Raw genomic sequence first — 19,169 nt, forward strand, 5'->3', positions numbered from 1 at the left:
AATACCGTGACGATATGTCAGTTACGCTCTACACGTAGAACAGGATGTCGTCGTAGGTCGGGACCGGCCAGTAGTCGGCAGCCACGATCTCCTCCATGGCGTCCACAGCGGCGCGCAGCGTAGCCATAGCGGGAGCGACCTCGTGCGCGTACACGTCAGCCTGCTCCTGGCCATCAAGAGCCTCGGCCTTCTGATGCACGGCATCGAGGGCCTTGATGGAGTCGTTGATGGTGGTAATACCGTTGCAGAGCTTGTTGAGCGTGTTCTGCTCGCACTGCATGGCGGCCTCGGCGCCGGCGGCGCGGATAGCCTCAAGACCCTTAGCGACCTTGGTGGCATAGGCGGTGATGACCGGACGATAGGTACGACGTGCCTCGCGAATCATCGTGGTAGCCTCGATGTTCATGAGCTTGTTGTACTTCTCGAGCTTGCAGTCGTAGCGGCACTGGACCTCGGCCTTGGTCAGAACGCCCATCTCCTCAAAGAGTGCGATGGCCTTATCGGAAACAAAGGCGGGCAGAGCGTCGGCGGTAGTCTTGTTGTTGGCAAGGCCGCGCTTCTCGGCCTCGACGGGCCACTCGTCGGAGTAGCCATCGCCGGAGAACAGAATGCGCTGGTGGTCGGTCAGGACCTTCTTGCAGTACTCGAGTGCGGCGTCCTGGAACTCGTCCGCAGGCGTGCCCTCAAGGGCATCGGCGAAGGACTTGAGCGACTTGGCGACAGCAGCGTCGAGGACCATGTTGGGGTCGGAAACGTTCTGCTCGGAGCCGCAGGCACGGAACTCGAACTTGTTGCCGGTAAAGGCAAACGGAGAGGTACGGTTACGGTCGGTGTTGTCCTGCATGAGCTTGGGCAGGGCATCGGCGCCCAGATCGAGCACGCCATGGGTGGCGTGGACGGAAGCCTTACCGTCGATAATCTTCTCAACGACCTCGGTGAGCTGGTCGCCCAGGAAGATGGAGACGATCGCCGGAGGAGCCTCGTTGGCGCCCAGACGGTGGTCGTTGCCGGCCGAGGCAACGGAAGCACGCAGGAGCTCCTGGTAGTTATCGACGGACTCGATCACCGCGGTGAGGAAGACGATGAACTGCAGGTTGTCGAGCGGGGTATCGCCCGGATCGAGCAGGTTCTCGGACTCGGTACCGATAGACCAGTTGTTATGCTTGCCGGAGCCGTTGATGCCGTCGAAGGGCTTCTCGTGCAGCAGGCAGACCAGGTCGTGACGGGAGGCGATGAGCTTCATCTTCTCCATCATGACGAGGTTCTGGTCGATGGCCTCATTGACCTCCTCGTAGACCGGCGCGAGCTCGTGCTGGCAGGGAGCGACCTCGTTGTGCTTGGTCTTGGCGGGAATGCCAAGCGCCCAAAGCTCCTCGTCCAGGTCCTTCATGTAGGCCGAGACGGTGGGACGGATAGCGCCAAAGTAGTGCTCCTCGAGCTCCTGACCCTTGCAGGGGTTGGCGCCAAAGAGGGTACGGCCGGTGATGACCAGGTCCTTGCGCTTGCGGTAGGCGTCCTTCTTGATCAGGAAGTACTCCTGCTCGTCGCCGACGGAGGGCACGACCTTCCTGGGGGTCTTACCGAAGAGGGCCAGGACGCGCTTGGCCTCGCGATCGAGCGCGGTCATAGAGCGCAGCAGCGGGGTCTTCTTGTCCAGGGCCTCGCCGGTGTAGGAGCAGAAAGCCGTGGGAATGCACAGGACCTCGTCCTTAATGAAGGCGGGGCTGGTGGGGTCCCAAGCGGTGTAGCCGCGGGCCTCGAAGGTGGCGCGCAGGCCGCCGTTGGGGAAGCTGGAGGCGTCCGGCTCGCCCTGGATCAGGTTCTTGCCCGTGAACTTGGTAATAGCAGTGCCGTTGTGGTTGGGCTCCAGGAAGCTATCGTGCTTCTCGGAAGTAATGCCCGAAAGCGGCTGGAACCAGTGAGCGTAGTGCGTAGCGCCCTTGGAGATGGCCCAGACCTTCATGGCGTGAGCGACGGCATTGGCCACGTCCAGGTCGAGCGGCTCACCGTCCTCGAGGGTTGCAGCGAGGCGCTTCCAAATGTCCTTGGGGAGGTAGTCCTTCATGACTTCCTCAGAGAACACCATGGTCCCGAAGCGGTCAGTAAGATCGGCCATACGGAACTCCCTTCGTATCGGCACCGCGTGAGATGCGGTGTTGATTACTAACGAACGAGTCATAGATTAGGCTCGTCGTGTTTCCGCAACATTACCGTTATGTTGCTGTCACGAAACCAATCAATGAGGTTACCGCATCGCGGCAGCGTTGCCACCCTCAGCAGCCAATCAACTGTATAAATTGCAGACCTCCCCCCACGGTTTAACGGTCGTCAATCTAGGATGGGGCTCTATTAACTGGTATTTTGCATCAGATGCCATTCAATATAGCCCCATCCCAAATTGACTGTTCTGTTATAGGAAATGCCGATAGCAAGACATCTTTGATTGGTATCCCTAAATAGCGAGTAAAACTCCACCGTGGCACAGTGGTGCTGTAGAATCCTTACAATACATTGCACTAAATATCTAAAGGAGCACGATATGCGCGTCGACGAGGTTTTTAAGCAGACAGCATCCCAAGGCACCACGCCCGTTTCGTTTGAGATGTTCCCGCCCAAGGGCGAGCTGACCCTCGACACGGCTCGCAAAGTGGCGGGCAACCTGTGCAAGCTTTCACCGAGCTTTGTCTCGGTCACTTGTTCCGCTGGCGGCTCGGGTAACGGTGCCACCACTGCCCCCATCGCGCATATGATTTCGAGCGAATTCGATACGCCCTCGGTAGCGCACCTCACCTGCGTGGGCCGCACCCACGCCGACATCGCCGCCAAGATTGACGAGTATCGCTCGGCCGGCGTGGAAAACGTGCTGGCCCTGCGCGGCGACCTGCCCGCTGGCGCGACTGAGGACGACAAGCCCGCCTCCGACTACGCCTACGCCCGCGACCTCATCCCCGAGCTCGTCGACGCCGGCTTTTGCGTGGGCGCCGCAGCCTACCCCGAGGGCCACATTGCCTGTGAGGACCTCAACGTCTCGATCGAGCACCTCAAGCAAAAGCAAGACGCCGGTGCGAGCTTTTTTGTGACGCAGCTCTTCTTTGATAACGAGTACTTCTACCGTTTTCGCGAGCTTGCCGACAAGGCCGGTATCACCGTGCCCATCACCGCGGGCATCATGCCGTTTATGGGCAAGTCGCAGATCAGCCGCATGGTCTTTATGTGCGGCGCGTCGCTGCCCTCCCCCGTCATCAAGATTCTCGCCAAGTACGAGAACGACCCCGAAAGCCTGCAGGCAGCCGGTGTAGATTATGCCGCCCGTCAGCTTTGCGACCTTAAGGAGCACGGTGCCGACGGCCTGCACCTGTACACTATGAATCGTCCTGCGATCGCCGCAACCATTATGGAGCGCCTGAGATAATGGAAAAACCACACATCGATACAACCGTTATTGAAGTGCCGGCCGACCTTGCGTCGCCGGCGCTCTACCGTATCGATGCTGCCCATCGCCCCCGAGTCGACCGTGCCGAGATGCTGCGCTACCTGGGCTACGGAGGTCAGCAGATTGAGCCCGAGCTAGCGCAGCGTATTGAGCTTGTCGTTGAACGTCTGGAACTGGACATTGAGCCCCGTGGCGTGCGCCGTGTGTTTGCCGTCGATGCCACGGGCGAGGACGAGCAGGGCAAGCCTTGCATTCGCTTGGTCGGCACCAATGTTGAGCTACGGGGTCGCGATATCTATCGTCATCTTAAGGACGCCCGCATGGCCGCGCTGATGGCCTGCACCCTCGGCATGGACGCCGAGCGCCGTTTGCGCACCACGGGAGCCCAACATCCCCTGGAGGGCGCCGTGCTCGACGCCGCGTGCTCCGCTTACGTGGAAGCCGCCGTTGAGCAAATGGACCAGCAGGTCAAGGCTGCGGCAGCCGCACACGGACTCGCCGGTAACTGGCGCTTCAGCCCCGGCTACGGCGACTGCCCGCTTACGGCCCAGCGCTCGATCGTGGCTGCGCTCAACGCCACGCGGCTCATCGGGCTTACCGTCACACCTACCAACCTGCTCATGCCCACCAAGAGCGTGACCGCGGTGATCGGTCTGTTTGACGGCGAAGTCCACGACGCCCAGAGCCGCCCCACCTGCAATATCTGCCGCATGCGCGAGAGCTGCCGCTTCCGTGCCGCCCACACCACCTGCTATTCCAGCCATTAGGAGCCCCGATGTTTACTCCGCTTATCACTCATGATCCGGACGGCGCCGCGCTGGCGGCGCCTGTTGATGCCGCACGCCGCAACGGTGCCGCGTACAAGACGCGCACGATCGACGACCTGCGCATTAAGGACGATCGCCTGCGCGCCGCCATCGAGGGCACGGGACACCTGCTGTTCGACGGCGGCATGGGCACCATGTTGCAGGCCGCTGGCATGAAGGCGGGCGCCCTGCCCGAGCTGCTCAACTTTGAGGAGCCCCAGGTTATCACTGACATCCAACGTCAATATGTCGAGGCCGGCTGCGACGTGATTACCGCCAACACCTTTGGTGCCAACGCCCACAAGCTCGACGGTGCCGCCACCGTGGCAGATGTCTTTGCCGCCGCCGTCGCCTGCGCCCGCACGGCCGGCGCCCGCTACGTCGCCGGCGACATCGGCCCCATCGGCGCGCTGCTTCGCCCCTTGGGTACCCTCAGCTTTGACGAGGCCTACGACCTCTTTGCCGAAGAAGTGCGCGCCGGCGTCGACGCGGGCGTGGACCTCTTTATTATCGAGACCATGACCGACCTTGCCGAGACCAAGGCTGCCGTCCTCGCCTGCCGCGAAAACTCCGACCTGCCCGTCTTTGCCACCATGACCTTTGAGGAAGACGGTCGCACCTTCTTGGGCACGAGCCCCGAGGTCGCCGCCATCACCCTCGACGCCATCGGCGCCGACGTTTTGGGCATCAACTGCAGCCAGGGACCGGCCGAGCTCCGAGGACTCGCTGCGCGCATGCTCACCGTTACCGACAAGCCCGTTATGGTGCAGGCCAATGCGGGACTGCCCCACGTGGACGATGACGGCAATACCGTCTTTGATATCCAGGCACCCGAGTACGCCGAGGCCGTCGCCGGCATGATCGAGGACGGCGTGAGCGTCGTCGGCGGATGCTGCGGTACCACGCCCACGCACATGGCGGCACTTCGCACCCTTATCGACAACCACACGCCCAGCCCGCGTCACCGCAAGCCCAGCATGTCGGTCACGAGCGCCCAGACGGTCGTGGACCTCCCCTGCGACGGTCACAAGATCGCCGTCATCGGCGAGCGTATCAACCCCACCGGCAAAAAGCGCCTAAAGCAGGCCCTACGCGACGGCGACCTGGGCTACGTCGTGAGCCAGGGCATCAGCCAGCAGGAGCAGGGCGCCGACATCCTGGATGTCAACGTGGGCCTGCCCGAGATTGACGAGGTCAAGGTCATCCAGCAAGCGACCGAGCAGCTCCAAGGCTCCACGCTGCTGCCGCTGCAGATCGACTCCACCGACCCCGCCGCCGTCGAGGCCGCCGTGCGTCGCTACGCCGGCAAGCCTATCATCAACTCGGTCAATGGCAAGCAGCAGATCATGGATGAGATCCTTCCGCTGGTCGCCCACTACGGCACCAACGTCGTCGGCCTCACGCTCGACGAAGGCGGCATCCCCGATACCGCCGAAGCTCGCTTCGCCATCGCCGAGCGCATCGTGGCCGAGGCTGCCCGCTACGGCATCGGCCCGGACCGCATCCTCATCGACTGTCTGGTCATGACCGCCTCGACCAATCAACGCCAGGCCGAACAGATCCTGCGCGCCATGTCCCTGTGCAAGGAGCGCCTAGGCGTCAAATGCGCGCTCGGCGTGTCGAACATCAGCTTTGGCCTGCCTGCCCGCCCGCTGCTGGGCTCGGTCTTTTTGGCCGCCGCCTTTGGCGCGGGCCTGGACGCCCCCATCATGAACCCGGGCTCCAAGCGCTTTATGGACACCGTCTACAGCTATCGCGTCCTGAGCGCCGAGGATGAGGGTTCGACCGGATACATCGAGCGCTACGCCGGCTGGACCGATCCGTACAAGATCGCCGCCAACCCGGCGGCGGCTCAGGCCGCATCGACCGACGCCGTGCCCACTGTCAGCGCCACCGCAAGCGCCGATGACGACCCCATCCGCCACATGGTCGTCTCGGGCCGCAAGGGCGAAATCGCGGCCGAGACCGAGCGTCTGCTGGCAGACCACGACGCCATGGACCTCATCAACAAGCACTTTATCCCCGCCCTCGACGAAGTTGGCGTCCTCTTTGACCAGGGAAAGTTCTTCTTGCCGCAGCTCATGGCCTCGGCCGAGGCGGCACGCGTGGGTTTTGACACCATCAAGCGGCTGATGCCCGCCGGCGAGATTGCCGACAAGGGCAAGATTTGCGTGGCCACCGTCAAGGGCGATATCCACGACATCGGTAAGAACATCGTCAAAATGCTGCTCGACAACTACGGCTACACCGTCTTTGACCTAGGCCGCGACGTCGACCCACAAGAGGTGCTCAAAACCGTACAGGAACGCGATATCAAGCTCGTCGGCCTCTCGGCGCTTATGACCACCACGGTCGTCGCCATGGAAGAGACCATCAAGCTGCTTCATGCCGAGGTACCGGGCGTCAAGATCATCGTAGGCGGCGCCGTGCTCAACCCCGAATACGCCAAGCAGATCGGCGCGGACTACTACGCCAAGGATGCCGCCGAAAGCGCTCGTATCGCCGAAGAGGTCTTTGGGCAGTAACACAACGGAAACAACCGAGCACCAAAACGTGCCGCATGCGCCACTTGGCACGTGCGGCACGTTAAAATAAATAAGACTATGCTCGTTTTGGCAGATAGGAGCGCAAGGATGGCGATCACGCCCGCAGAAATCGCGGAAACCCGCGGCATGGTTGAGGAGCAGAACCTCGACATCAGGACCATCACCATGGGCATTTCGCTCATGGGTTGCGGCGACGAGAACCTCGACCGCATGTGCACGAAGATCTACGACCACGTGACGCACACGGCTGAGCATCTGGTCGAGACCGCCGAGCACCTCGAGCGCGAGTACGGTATCCCCATCGTCAACAAGCGCGTTTCCGTCACCCCGGTGGCACAGATCGCCGCGTGCTGCAAGGACGAGGACCTCACCCCCATCGCGCATGCCCTCGACCGCGCGGCCGAGACGCTCGGCATCGATTACCTGGGCGGTTTCTCCGCGCTCGTCCAGAAGGGTATCGGCGACGCCGACCGCCGCGTCATCCAGTCCATCCCCCAGGCGCTCGCTACCACCAGCCGCGTCTGCTCCAGCGTCAATGTCGCCAGCCTGCGCGCTGGCATCAACATGGATGCCGTGCTCATGGCGGCTCAGACCATCATCGATGCCGCTAAACTCACGGCCGACCAAGATTCCGTCGGCGCTTCCAAGTTTGTCTGCTTTGCCAACATGGTCGAGGACTCCCCGTTTATGGCGGGCGCCGTCCACGGCGGTGGCGAGGCCGACGCCGTCATCAACGTGGGTGTCTCGGGCCCCGGCGTTATGGCCGCAGCCCTGGAGACGCTGCCCGATTCCGCATCGATGATGGAAGTCGCCGAGAAGATTAAGCAGACCGCCTTTAAGATCACCCGCGCCGGAGAGCTCATGAGCCGCGAGGCCGCCCATCGCCTGGGTGTCGAGAAAGGTATCGTCGACCTGTCGCTGGCTCCTACGCCTGCCGTCGGCGACTCCGTCGCGCGCATCCTCGAGATCATTGGCGTGGGTACCTGCGGTGGCCCCGGCACGACCTGCGCGCTCGCCATGCTCAACGATGCCGTCAAGAAGGGCGGCGTCATGGCAAGCTCCAGCGTGGGCGGCCTCTCGGGCGCCTTTATCCCCGTGTCCGAGGACGCCGGCATGATTGCCGCCGTCGAGGCCGGCGCGCTTTCGCTCGAGAAGCTCGAGGCCATGACCTGCGTGTGCTCCGTTGGCCTGGACATGATCGCCATCCCCGGCGACACCCCGGTCGAGACCATCGCCGGCATCATCGCCGACGAGATGGCCATCGGCGTCATCAACAATAAGACCACGGCCGTCCGCGTGATTCCCGCCGTCGGCAAGGGCGTGGGCGACTGCGTCGAGTATGGCGGCCTGTTCGGCCGTGCGCCCATCATGCCGGTGAACCCCAACGCCGGCACCGTGCTTGCCCACCGTGGTGGACGTTTCCCGGCACCGCTGAACTCGCTGAAGAACTAGCTGAGGGGGACTGGCGAGGAGCCCCGGGAAGGGCAAATATATAAGGTCGCCTGCTCGGACAGTCCTGACTCGCACGGAGAGCACATTATGTGCTCTCCGGCTCGTGCGGAACTCGCGATCGACCTTATATGTCTGCTTCCCGGCGGCGGGGTTCCCGCACAACGGGAAGCCAGTTGTGTTCTATCCCATGTTGCAGTTGCTCGCTCCTGCACCACATGGTTGATACGGCGGTTTGGCGCTGGATCGGTTCTTTCTGATATATGCTGGTTGCGGCTCTTCTTCTGGGAGGAGTCGCTTTTTTTGCTAGGAGGTTGGCCCGTGGTTGATGATGCAATTCAATCTGAGCTGCTTTCTGCGGATTGGAATCAGGAATGGATGCGCCTGCAAGCTGGTCGGCGGCGGGCTGATGATCCTTTTGAGTGGGATAAGCGTGCTCGGCATTTTCGGCCGCTTGAGACTGCTCCGTATGCCCGGGACTTTATAAAGCTGTTAGCGTTAAAGCCTGGTGAATCCGTGCTGGATATGGGGTGTGGGGCTGGGTCGATTGCTATTCCGCTTGCTCAGGCTGGGCATTCCGTGATTGCTGCCGACTTCTCTCCTGCCATGTTGGGCACCCTTGATGCCGGCATTGAGTATTACGGGCTCGAGGATCTTATTACGCCGCTTGAGCTTGCCTGGGATGACGATTGGGATCTGGTTGGGCCGGTCGCCAAGACTGTAGATGTCACCTTTGCCAGTCGCTCTGTCACCACGACCAACCTAAAAGGAGCGCTTGCCAAGCTTGATCGTACGGCTCGTCGGCGTTGTGCCGTCACGATGGTCGCCAACTCGAGCCCGCGCTATGACCTGCACTTGATGAATGCCATCGGCGCCTCGGTTGCCTGCAGCAATGGTTTTGTGTACGCCTTTAATATCCTCATTCAGATGGGTGCCCTGCCGCAGGTTACGTACTTTGAATCGCCTCGTCGCGATACCTTCGATAGCCTTGAGGCGGGTGTGGCGGACTTCTCCCGCATGCTCGAGCACGGTAACGAGGATAAGTTCGACCGTCTGCGCGACTACATCGCTCAACACATGATTGAGAACCCCCATGCCGGTGAGCCGGGCTCCAAAGGGGTGCCGCAGGGGCGCTATATGCTCGATCATGTCCGCAAGGTCCGTTGGGCGTTTATCGCATGGGAGCCGGTCTCTTCGGGCCGTCCATAGACCGCTTTCGGCTGCCATACACGTCCGCCTGTAACCCGCGCTGTTCTCCCGCTCGGCATCCGCATTCTTTTTGAACTGGGCAAACACGCCCCACACCGCACCGTTCCTGCGCTATCGTGGGACAGCTCACGTAGATTAAGGCCCCATCGCGGGGCGCCCCATAACATAGAAAGCGAGAACCCATGGCACTGACAGGAGCCCAGGTCAAGCAGCTTCGCAGCATGGCCCATCACCTCAACCCCGCCATCATCATCGGCAAGTCCGACATCAACGAGGGCACCGTCGAGCAGACGGTCGCCTACCTGGAGAAGCACGAGCTCGTCAAGTGCTCCGTACTCGATGGTTCCAGCCTTTCCGCCCGCGAGGCCGCCGAAGACCTTGCCGATCGCTGCCATGCCGAGGTCGTCCAGGTTATCGGCCGCAAGTTCTCGCTGTATCGCGAGTCCTCGCGCAAGGATATCGAGAAGATTAAGCTCGTCTAAGAGCCAACGATCCGGCGAGTCAACATACATCAAGCTTGCGGGCGTCCGATCAATTCGGACGCCCATTTTTTATCGCTCGACGAGCACGCGGTTAAGCCTGCCCTCCACCAAGCGCTCGTACAGACGCCGCGTCTCGGGCTCGGGCACGCCATTGATCTGCTCCCGCAGGTGATGCATATGTCCACTGTACAGCTCGACGATATCGCGTCTTCGCCCCGCCGCGCCGTAGACGCGCATAGCGCAACGCACCATGTCCTCGCGCGCCGTCTCTTGCCGCAGCCCCGACTCCACCAGCCATACCGCCGACTGCAGGTCGTTTTCTTCTAGAGCGGCATTCGCGCCCCGAATCATGCAGTCGATATACTTCGATTCCATAATGCGCCGCATACGCAAAAAGTAGGTGGGATTACAGCCATTGGGAACATACAACGGGCCGGCGTAGAGCTGCTCGATCTTAAGGCACAGCTCGATCAGATGGGGTCCGCGCGCACCCGTGCGATTTCCCAAAACTTCGCGGCTTATCTGATCAAACAACCGCACGTCGGTCTTGACGTAATCGCCGTTAAGCCCAATGCACTCATTTTGGATCAGCACACACGATTTGCCGTCCGGTGTCGGCCCCAAGGCCGAACGCAGGCGCGATATCGTCGAGTATAGATTATTACGAGCGCTATTGAACTCGGCATGGGGCCACAGCTCCATAGCCAGCGTCTCGCGGTCTACCAGGGCATCTATGCCCAGTGCAAGCCGCTCGGCAAGCGTCGCCGCTTTCTTGCGGCGCCACATCTTATCCGTGATGGGAAACCCGTCGCGCTCGGCGCGAAACGCCCCAAACATACGGATCTCGATATGGTCAACCACATCGACACCCTCGGCATCACCGGCCTGGAACAGACGCTCGCCTTCGCCCTCAAAGTCGTCACGCAGCGAATACCGCGACAGCTCGCGCACCGGGAGCTTCTTTCGAATTCTAGCAGCCGGCTCGCCCAGACAATGCATCGCAAGACGCGCAAACAGCCGATACGATGGATCCAAAATCCCTGGGCGGTTCATGGACATCCAGGCTGCAAGGTCGCTGTCGCGGCCCGCGGAGGCCAAATGCAGCGCCACCATCCAAGCCTCGGCACCACCGACCTGCGTCCGACTCAAATCGAGCAGCTCCGCCTCTTCGCGCACCGATACCATCGATGTATTGCGTAAGTACGCCGCGCGCTCTAGCAGCAGTGCGTTGTCGCGTATGTATCCAATCGATTCCTCGGCAAGCCTAAGCACCTGCACCGCACGGAATTTGGCATTGACCGGACGCCCCTCGGCCAGCGACTGCCAGCCTTCCAGTATCAAGCCAAACAACTGGACTTGATTGTCACGCACGCGCACGGCAAAACGGTCGAGCTCATTGAATGCCTGCTCGTCGGTCACCGGCATGCCGGCATGCCGGCAAGCAGGCGCCGCGCCGATAATACCATGCGCACCCAGATGGCGAGCGCTCGGATTCCACGCGCTTCGAGTGCCTCGAGCGTCATGGCCATCTCGTCATCACGCTCGTCAGTCCCTGCATACGACCCATCAAATAGCTCCGTCAACATGCGGTCCGCCCGCACAAACGTCCCCGCGATATCGAGCTCACAATCGTAGGCCTTATCCGTTTTGAGCCCCGCGAGGATCTCACCGCCCTTCGCCCGCTCGGTCAGCCCATGCTTTATCTCGAAATGTGCGGACAGCATGTCGAGTGCGGCACAAGACGCCTCACTTTCCAACGCTGTATGGCTCACCGGAAGCCCCAGACCACTATCTCCATAACAGGCGGCCGTAAACGCGTGCGCCACCTTCCACGACACGGAATCGAGCTCGCAAATCGCTTGCTCGCCCGCACGCTCGATAAGTGAGGCCATATACCGCGCGAGCTTTGTATTGGAGACGCTCACCGCCGCCAGATAGATGCCGAGCGCCTCGTCAGGCGTCGGCTCCGATGCCCGGCCATCTGCCTCGGTCTTTCCCAACGCCGCGCGGCAGACATCCCCTCCATGCCCCGTCAGGGCCAGATCGACCCCATACTGCCCGGCAAGCTCCAACACCGCGCTGCGGTCCAAAAACGCGTCGGCGAGTCCCATCGCGGTATCGCAGCGCCCCGCTTTAATCAATATACGCGCCGCCCGCACAACGAGTTCGGGGCGAATTTCGGCGACCAGCTTGCGCAATCGCAGGCGTGCGTTGTCCTCGGTACCCAAGCAGGTAAAGCTCCGGCCTGCCGGATCAACGCCAAAAATGGGATAATCGCGAACAAGATAGGACTGGTCAATCGCCGAAAGCCTAACACCGCAAGCCTCGAGCTCCGAAATATTGCCCTCACCCATTAAGACCATCAAGCATGCCACACTAAACAGGGCGTTGTTCTCGAGCGACGCCAGATCAACAAGTGCCGCACCGTAGATATTGACGATCTCGTTTTCGAGCGTCTGGGCAACGTCTCCCTGCCCGTATAATCCCGACTGCATAGCCGAGACGAGCTCGGGCACGCCCTGCGTAAGCTGATAGAAGTCGAGCGATGTGCTGATCGAAAACGCCGATGCCCACGCCGAATACTCGTAGGCATGCACCTTGAGCATCTGCGCGTTGACTTTAATCGAATCGCCCAATCCATGAATCAGATGGCGATTCGAAGGACGGCAGCTCATAAAGACCCCAACCCCCATGGCACGCAGGCTTCGGATTCGGTCGATCAGCTCCTCGGTCTCGCTCTGGCTGAGGTTAGGCACGTTATCGATTGCAATCAGGGAGTGCGGCTTGTCCTTAAGCTCTTCGGTAACGACCTCGAGCTGCATAAACACCTCGCGCCCAATGGCGCGGTCTGCCTCGATGATCCGCACGGGGCCTCGCGTCGGATCGCTTTTAACCTCTTGGGCATACTGCAGCAGCACCGAGGTTTTCCCAAAGCCATCAGGCGCGTAGAGAACTACGATGCCGGCCTTTCGGCCCTTGGCGATAAGTTCATTCATCAAGCGATCGCGCCGCACCATATAACTACTGCCCAGCGGCATAAGCTCGAGGTCGTCCATATTGCCCAACTCGTTAACCATACCCGCTCCTCAACTCGACCACATGAACAGCGTAACGTTAGACCATATGTATCGCTAGATGAATAACGCGATGCTACGGTATGGGATGTTTGTTGGTACGCAAATGGCAAGTTTTTGTTCAGCGTGGTCCGATTGAAACTTATCCCCCAACCAATCAATCTTTGCGCAGGTCAATGCACTTGCTAGCTTGTCCCATTCTTTGGCAGTGTACCTCAAATGAGCGCTGTTCAATTATGTTGCGCAACTCACCTAACGCCAGCTACCGTCTGCGACCTTTTCGTAGCATTTCTGCATAGTATCTGTTATGGAATGAATCATGTTTCACCAGACGCACCCGTCAAGTTCGCGGCAAGATTTTCCTCGAGCACACGGCGCACGCTCAGCAAAAAAGGCCCCCGCAAAGCGGAGGCCTTCGGCAAAGCTATGTCGAGGTGATAGGCTATCGCTACTCGCAGAGCGAAAGGGCGGCCTCGTCGGCAACGACAACACAGTTGGTGTGCAGTTGCAGGATCGAGGCAGGGCACTCGGGGGTAACCGGACCATAGCACATGTCATGCACGGCCTGTGCCTTGGCCTCGCCGTTGGCGACGACCAGGATCATGCGGGCATACATGATGGTCTGAGTGCCCATGGTATAGGCCTGACGAGGCACGTCGTCGATGCTGTTGAACAGGCGGCTGTTGGCCTGAATAGTGCTCTCGGTAAGGTCGACACAGTGCGTACCCTTGGAGAAGTGGTCATCGGGCTCGTTGAAGCCAATGTGACCGTTGTTACCGATGCCGAGCAGCTGCAGATCAGGGTAACCGGCAGCAGCGACGATCTTGTCGTACTCAGAGCAGGCAGCGGCAGCGTCGGGATTGGAGCCATCGGGCACATGCGTGTTGTTCAGGTCGATGTTAATGTGATCGAAGAAGTTCTCACGCATAAAGTAGTGGTAGCTCTGGGGATCGTCGTGCGAAAGGCCACGATACTCGTCGAGGTTGTAGGTGCTGACCTCGGCAAAGTCGACGTCACCCTTCTCGTACCAAGCGGCGAGCTGCTTGTAGGCGCCAATCGGGGTGGAGCCGGTGGCAAGACCCAGCACGCAATCGGGCTTGAGGATAACCTGGGCCGAGATGATATTGGCGGCCTTACGGCTCATATCCTCGTAGTCTTTAGCTTTAATGATCTTCATTACGCGTCCTTTCTCGTACAAGAGAGGCAAGGCTCCCCTTACAAGCACTTGCCCGCGGCCCGCGTCGGCCGCAACAAACGTGTGCGGCCACCAGGGCGAGGTCGCGTAATGTATATGTCTCGTGTCTACCCGCGTCGAGGCCCCTGCCCGTCCACGGTGACCCGAAGCCTTTTAGCCTCGGACAGTTTTCATCTTGCCACGGAGGGCGTCCTCTTTCAAGGGCGCCCTCCGTAAACGTGTTTGAATTGTAGGCTAAAGGCCGAGCGCACTCACTAGCGCTCGCGAGCGACGATAAGTTGGTCCATCTCCTCGACATGCTCGCCAATGGAGCCCTTGATGCTCGAGAACTCAACGGAGTTGCACACCAAGATAGGAACCGTCACATCGTAACCCTCGGCAGCAATTGCCTCGCGATCGAATTCGATGAGCACATCGCCCTTATGGACGACATCACCCACCTGGGCATGCACGTTAAAATGCTTGCCCTCAAGCTGAACAGTATCCAAACCAACGTGGATGAGCACGTCTAGGCCATCGACCGTATTGAGTGCAACGGCGTGTCCCGTGGGAAAAATGGCCTCGACCTTGGCGTCTGCCGGCGCAATCACGCGCGTGCCGGTAGGCTGAATCGCCACACCCTGGCCCAAAAGGCCGGTGGCAAACGTCTGGTCATTGACCTCGGACAACGGAATGACGTCGCCCGAGATGGGAGCATCCAACGTAAGGACTCGACCACGCATACCAAAAGACCTTAGGACTTTAGTGAACATGCTCCCCCTCGGACATACCAATCAATCACAATAGCGTTAACAGTTTACCACTTGGCACCCGTTATTGACCATTAGGGAAGTTCGCGCTTGACAACCTCGACGATATCGTCGACGACGCGCTGGGTCAGCTCGTGCGTCTCCGCCTCGGCCATAACGCGAACCAGCGGCTCGGTACCGCTCGGGCGTACCAAGATGCGGCCGCGACCATTGAGCTCCTTCTCGGCGGCAGCGACGGCGTCCCAAATGGGCTGGCAATCGTCCAGGCCGGCCTTGTTGTCCGAATGCACGTTGACGAGCACCTGCGGGTATTTCTTCATGATGCCGGCAAGGTCGGTGAGCGTGCGGCCGGTGCGCTTGAGCACGGCCAAAAGCTGCAGGGCCGTCACCAAGCCGTCGCCGGTGGTGTTGTGCTCCAGGAAGATGATGTGGCCGGACTGCTCGCCGCCGATGACGGCGCCATCCGCGAGCATGCGCTCCAAAACGTAGCGGTCGCCCACGGCGGTCTGCACCATCTCAAAGCCCTGCTCCTTCATGGCGATGGAGAAACCGAGGTTGCACATAACGGTCGAGACGATCTCGGAGTTGGCGAGCTTGCCGCGAGCAGCAAGGTCGGAGCCGCAGATGGCCAGGATGTAGTCGCCATCGATTTCGTTGCCCTCACTGTCCACGAACAGCACGCGATCGGCGTCGCCGTCGTGGGCCAGGCCGATATCGGCGTGGGTGCGCAGCACGAGCTCGCGCAGGGGCTCAAGGTGCGTGGAGCCGCACTCAACGTTAATGTCAGTGCCGCAGTAATCGGTGTTGATGGCATGGACCGTGGCGCCCAGGCGCTGCAGCGCGGCAGGCGTGGTCTGGCACGAAGCGCCGTGGCCACAGTCGACGGCAACAACCAGTCCGTCGAGCTTAAGACCGTCGAGCGTGCTGATGGCATGATCGACATAGGCCTTGCGGGCATCCTTCATCTTGATGATGTGACCCACACCGGCGCCGGTCGGCAGCGTGTCGGCAGCCATGGCCTCCTCGGACATCACCCAGGCGCTGATCTCCTCCTCAACCGCGTCGGGAAGCTTCATGCCCTTGCGACTAAAGAACTTGATGCCGTTGAACTCCGGCGGATTATGCGAAGCGGAGATGACGATGCCGCCGTCAAGCTCGTTTTGAACGGTAAGCAGTGCCACGGCCGGCGTAGGGATAACGCCGCAGCAGTGCGGACGACCGCCCTCGGCCATGATACCGGCGGTCAGAGCACTCTCGAGCATAGTGCCCGAAAGACGCGTATCGCGGCCGATACAGATGTCCGGACCAAGGAACTTGGTCGCCGCACGACCCAGGCGAAACGCGAGGTCGCACGAAAGATCGGCGTTGGCGACGCCACGGACGCCATCGGTACCGAAGATGTTCTGGGGCATAGGATCGCTCCTTCCCAAGTGGGCAAAACGCAGCCGCCCACCCTAGTCGAAAAGAAAAGCGGGACCCGCCGAGCAATCGGCAGGCCCCGCTTGTACATTGTATCTCGTAAGGAGATAAAACCTTAGCGCTTGGAGAACTGGGGAGCGCGGCGGGCCTTCTTGAGGCCGTACTTCTTGCGCTCGACCACGCGAGCATCGCGCGTAAGGAAACCGGCCTTCTTGAGGTCAGCACGGTAGTCGCCAGCGTTCAGAAGAGCGCGAGCGATGCCCAGACGCAGAGCGCCGGACTGACCGGAGATGCCGCCGCCATCGCACAGAGCGATAACGTCAAACTGACCGGCGGTATCGGTCACCTTGAAGGGAGCAAGGGCGTTCTCAACGAGCTGATGACGGCCGAAATACTGCTCGGCGTCACGCTTGTTGATGGTCACCTTGCCGGTGCCGGGGACGAGACGGACGCGGGCGACGGCGTTCTTACGACGGCCGGTACCCTGGTAAACAACGGTGTTCTCAGCCATCTTTAAGCCTCCAGCTCAATCTTCGTGGGGTTCTGGGCAGCGTGCGGATGCTCGGCACCAGCGTAGACCTTAAGCTTGGTCATCTGGGCACGGCCGAGGGTGGACTTGGGCAGCATGCCGCGAACGGCGCGCTCGATGACCTTCTCCGGGTGCTTCTCCATAGCCTGGCGGAAGCTCTCAGCCTTGAGGCCGCCGTTGTAGCCGCTGTGGCGATAATAGGTCTTCGTGTCGGCCTTGTTACCGGTAAGCTGGACCTTATCGGCGTTGATGACGACGACGAAGTCGCCGCAGTCGCTGTTGGGCGTGAACTGGGGCTTGTTCTTACCGCGCAGGATCATTGCGATCTGGGTGGCAAGACGGCCCAGGACAGCACCATCGGCGTCGACGAGAACCCAGTTGCGCTGGACCTCGCCCTGCTTGGCGTAGTGAGTCGATTTCGAAATCACTTAGACTCCTCCATGTACAGTACGTGTTGTTACAGAGATTCACGGGGCTCTGCAAGTAACCCGTCCATATTACCCCGCTCGCCGCCCGAGTCAACAGGTGTTTTGGCTCCGACCAGAGTTTCTGCACATGTCATCCACGCCCAGTGATTTTTCTGGGACGGGGCTTAAATAATCATGTAATGCGCGAGCGGTGCTTTGCCCCATGCGGTTTTACTTCACACACGGACCATAATGCCGCGAATCTAGCGCTCGACAAATACCTCAATATCATTCAACAGGCGTTTTGCCTCCTGGCGACCCTGAATATACAGATCGAGCAACTTTGCCGGGTCACGTTCGACATGGCCGACCTCGACCGGCTTTTGCGGAGCGACGACCAACGCACGGCCCTCGCGCTCATACTTCCACAGGTGCATGCGCTGGATGTTGTAACGGTCGTGGCGCGTCTCGATAGCCTCGAGCAGATAGGGGTAGTCAGCATAACGCGCACGTGCGGCCGGCAAAAACTCGTAGGGCTTTTTCTCATACGAACGGTCCTGCGTAACGATGACGACCGCACGGTCGAAGCCCGCCTCCTCGAGCACATACTCGATAGGAACCGAATCGGCCACGCCGCCGTCGACGTATTTGTGCCCGTCAATCTCGACCGGCGGCGTCACCAGCGGCAACGAGGTCGATGCTCGCACAGCGTCGAGATCGAGCACGGCGCTTTTAACCGGCAGGTAGGCAGCGGTTCCAAACAGCATGTCCGTCGCAACGGCGTACATCTCGATGGGGCTGGCGTCGAACGTCTCGTTGTCAAAGGGGTCCAGGCGGTCTTGGACGTCGTTAAAGATAAAGTCGTAGCCGACGATAGAGCCCGTGGACGCAAACGACGCGGCGCCCATGTAGCGGCTGTCGTTGCAGAAGGTCAAATTGACTCGGTTGGTGCGGCCGATCTGGTGCGACTTGTAGTTGACGCCGTTGAGCGCACCGGCCGAGACGCCGTACACCGCAGGGACCTCAACACCGGCCTCCATGAGGACGTCGAGCACGCCGGCGGTAAACTGCCCGCGAAAACTACCGCCCTCCAGGATGAGCGCGACCTTGCCGGCGTTCTTTGCCTTATCTTCTGCAGTCATATTGACCTCCTGCGATTGCGTTTTGGCTTTCTTCTACCCAGTTTTGGAATGAAGGGCGCATAGGTTTTGGTGTTGAGGAGATGGAGCGGAAAGCGCGTCCCAGTTTGAGGCGGGGTTCTGGGATGCGCTTTCCGCTTGGACCGCCGTTGGGAAAGCGTGTCCCGTTCTGAGCGCGGATTCCGGGATGAACTTTCCGCCAACAATCCATCCGGAAAATGCATCCCATTCTGAGCCGATAATCTGGGACACACTTTCCGTTGGACGACCGTTAGGAAAGCGCATCCCACCCTGCGCTGCCGCGACGTTTTCCTAACGCCCGCGCCCTGCATAGAGTCCGATTCTCCGCGGTTTGGGGGATCCGTTGATGGGTCGAGGCCGGGGCAAGACACCCGATCCGCATCGCATCGATATCTGGCTGGGGCATTGCGCGGAGAATCCGCGTATTTGCTTCGCAAATACGCACCGGCTGCGGCCGACTGCCGCCGCCCTCGCCCGCGGGCTAAAAACGCTTACGCGTTTTCTTTACGCCCGCGCCCTGCATAGAGTTCGATTCTTCGCGGGTTTGGGGAGTCCGTTGATGGGTCGAGGCCGGGGCAAGACGCCCGATCCGCATCGCATCGATATCTGGCTGGGGCATTGTGCGGAGAATCCGCGTATTTGCTTCGCAAATCCGCACCGGCTTCGGCCGCCTTCCGGCGTCCTCGCCCGCGGGCTAAAAACGCTTACGCG

The 19,169-nt window shown here is 60.6% G+C and carries 15 protein-coding genes; 6 read left to right on the forward strand and 9 right to left on the reverse strand.

Annotation, left to right across the window (positions count from 1 at the left end):
- Window positions 1–28 precede the first annotated feature (28 nt).
- The gene (locus SFLMC1_RS08825; protein WP_152074705.1) at window positions 29–2,116 is read right to left on the reverse strand and encodes a glutamine synthetase III; all 2,088 of its coding nucleotides are present in this window, start codon (window positions 2,114–2,116) and stop codon (window positions 29–31) included.
- Between the two features lie 423 nt (window positions 2,117–2,539).
- Here SFLMC1_RS08825 and SFLMC1_RS08830 point away from each other — a divergent pair, with 423 nt between their 5' ends.
- The 6 genes from SFLMC1_RS08830 (at window position 2,540) to SFLMC1_RS08855 (ending at window position 9,925) form a co-directional block, all read left to right on the forward strand.
- Window positions 2,540–3,412 (forward strand): methylenetetrahydrofolate reductase, encoded by an 873-nt coding sequence (locus tag SFLMC1_RS08830; protein WP_152074706.1) that lies wholly within the window; start codon window positions 2,540–2,542, stop codon window positions 3,410–3,412.
- Window positions 3,412–4,200: a hypothetical protein gene (locus tag SFLMC1_RS08835; protein ID WP_152074707.1), complete on the forward strand. Its 789-nt coding sequence runs from the start codon at window positions 3,412–3,414 to the stop codon at window positions 4,198–4,200. Before SFLMC1_RS08830 ends, SFLMC1_RS08835 begins: the two co-directional genes overlap by 1 nt.
- Before the next feature lie 8 nt (window positions 4,201–4,208).
- Window positions 4,209–6,764 carry a homocysteine S-methyltransferase family protein gene (locus SFLMC1_RS08840; protein ID WP_187323927.1) on the forward strand — a complete coding sequence of 852 codons (2,556 nt, stop codon included), beginning with the start codon at window positions 4,209–4,211 and terminating at the stop codon, window positions 6,762–6,764.
- A gap of 108 nt (window positions 6,765–6,872) precedes the next feature.
- Complete coding sequence (locus SFLMC1_RS08845; protein ID WP_152074708.1) at window positions 6,873–8,237, forward strand: PFL family protein; 1,365 nt, start codon at window positions 6,873–6,875, stop codon at window positions 8,235–8,237.
- A 375-nt stretch (window positions 8,238–8,612) separates the two neighbouring features.
- Complete coding sequence (locus tag SFLMC1_RS08850; RefSeq protein WP_187323932.1) at window positions 8,613–9,443, forward strand: methyltransferase domain-containing protein; 831 nt, start codon at window positions 8,613–8,615, stop codon at window positions 9,441–9,443.
- A gap of 182 nt (window positions 9,444–9,625) precedes the next feature.
- Entirely contained in the window at window positions 9,626–9,925 is a 300-nt protein-coding gene (locus SFLMC1_RS08855) for a YhbY family RNA-binding protein (protein WP_117786383.1), read from the forward strand.
- Window positions 9,926–9,994: 69 nt separating this feature from the next.
- On the opposite strand, the gene SFLMC1_RS08860 is transcribed toward SFLMC1_RS08855, so the two are convergent.
- The 8 genes from SFLMC1_RS08860 to SFLMC1_RS08895 form a co-directional block, all read right to left on the reverse strand.
- Window positions 9,995–11,350, reverse strand: a complete 1,356-nt coding sequence (locus SFLMC1_RS08860; protein ID WP_152074709.1) for a BTAD domain-containing putative transcriptional regulator — start codon at window positions 11,348–11,350, stop codon at window positions 9,995–9,997.
- Window positions 11,341–13,002 carry a hypothetical protein gene (locus SFLMC1_RS08865; protein WP_152074710.1) on the reverse strand — a complete coding sequence of 554 codons (1,662 nt, stop codon included), beginning with the start codon at window positions 13,000–13,002 and terminating at the stop codon, window positions 11,341–11,343. Before SFLMC1_RS08865 ends, SFLMC1_RS08860 begins: the two co-directional genes overlap by 10 nt.
- Window positions 13,003–13,447: 445 nt before the next feature.
- Window positions 13,448–14,176: a glucosamine-6-phosphate deaminase gene (gene nagB, locus SFLMC1_RS08870; protein WP_152074711.1), complete on the reverse strand. Its 729-nt coding sequence runs from the start codon at window positions 14,174–14,176 to the stop codon at window positions 13,448–13,450.
- A gap of 272 nt (window positions 14,177–14,448) precedes the next feature.
- Window positions 14,449–14,946: a PTS glucose transporter subunit IIA gene (locus tag SFLMC1_RS08875; protein WP_152074712.1), complete on the reverse strand. Its 498-nt coding sequence runs from the start codon at window positions 14,944–14,946 to the stop codon at window positions 14,449–14,451.
- A gap of 71 nt (window positions 14,947–15,017) precedes the next feature.
- A complete protein-coding gene (glmM, locus tag SFLMC1_RS08880; protein ID WP_117805965.1) occupies window positions 15,018–16,355 on the reverse strand; it encodes a phosphoglucosamine mutase in 1,338 nt (445 codons plus the stop codon).
- Window positions 16,356–16,477: 122 nt separating this feature from the next.
- Window positions 16,478–16,873 (reverse strand): 30S ribosomal protein S9, encoded by a 396-nt coding sequence (gene rpsI / locus SFLMC1_RS08885; protein WP_022094634.1) that lies wholly within the window; start codon window positions 16,871–16,873, stop codon window positions 16,478–16,480.
- Between the two features lie 2 nt (window positions 16,874–16,875).
- Window positions 16,876–17,319 carry a 50S ribosomal protein L13 gene (gene rplM / locus SFLMC1_RS08890; RefSeq protein ID WP_152074713.1) on the reverse strand — a complete coding sequence of 148 codons (444 nt, stop codon included), beginning with the start codon at window positions 17,317–17,319 and terminating at the stop codon, window positions 16,876–16,878.
- 242 nt (window positions 17,320–17,561) lie between these two features.
- Window positions 17,562–18,440, reverse strand: a complete 879-nt coding sequence (locus SFLMC1_RS08895; protein WP_152074714.1) for a patatin family protein — start codon at window positions 18,438–18,440, stop codon at window positions 17,562–17,564.
- Window positions 18,441–19,169: the final 729 nt, after the last annotated feature.

This window comes from Collinsella aerofaciens (assembly GCF_901212495.1).
GTDB classification, from domain to species: domain Bacteria; phylum Actinomycetota; class Coriobacteriia; order Coriobacteriales; family Coriobacteriaceae; genus Collinsella; species Collinsella aerofaciens_H.